This window comes from Haloferax sp. KTX1 (assembly GCF_902410085.1).
Lineage (GTDB): Archaea > Halobacteriota > Halobacteria > Halobacteriales > Haloferacaceae > Haloferax > Haloferax massiliensis.
In genome coordinates, this window is record NZ_CABPRH010000037.1 from 1 (window position 1) to 752 (window position 752).

Here is a 752-nt window from a genome sequence, read left to right on the forward strand (position 1 = left end):
ATTTCCTCCCACATCAACGTAGCACTACTACGGAGTCAGAGAATGGTCCTCCCAATCGAACATTTCATCATCGCCCTCCTTCCCGTCGCAGTATACGCCCTCCTCCGCGATCGACAGCTCCCAACGCTTCACTTACTGGCAGTGACGTTCTTCGGCAGCCAGTTCCCGGATCTCATCGACAAGCCACTGGCGTACGAACTCCAATTGATCCCCTCCGGGCGGGTATTTATGCACTCGCTTCCGTTCGCGATTCCGCTCTCGATTGCCGTCGTCGCATACGCGGTCCGAACGGATCGGACTAGACTTGGGGCGGCGTTTGCCTTCGCCCATCTCTCACATCTGGTGGCCGATAACCGACAGCTCCTTCGCCCGGACCCGTACGTGTCGTCGGACTTGCTCTGGCCGCTCCAGCCGCCCGTTGTGCGCCCGGCGGTCCCACAGTGGGTCGGCGAGGGTGCAGTAAATCTCCACCTCTGGACCGGGTTTTCGGTGCTCGTTCTCGCACTGGCGGCGTATATTCTAGTAATGGACCTGCAGACCCAACTTGACTTCAGATTGTTTTGAGGGGTATCACAAGTCGGATCCATGACGTTTTAGACCGACGGGCGAACGACGGTATTGTATGCGACGATTGGTCCTCGCCGTCTGCTTCGTTGCCCTCTTCGCTGGGTGTGGCACATTCGTGGGAGATAGTCCGCCGCCGAGCGACGAACGAGCCGTCGCGGCCGTCGAGGAGGCGAACAGCACTGTCG

Annotated in this window: 1 protein-coding gene; it reads left to right on the forward strand. The window is 59.3% G+C overall.

Annotated features, from left to right (window positions below):
• The first annotated feature begins 42 nt into the window (after positions 1-42).
• A complete protein-coding gene (locus FY251_RS20600) occupies positions 43-564 on the forward strand; it encodes a metal-dependent hydrolase (protein WP_050038132.1) in 522 nt (173 codons plus the stop codon).
• Positions 565-752: the final 188 nt, after the last annotated feature.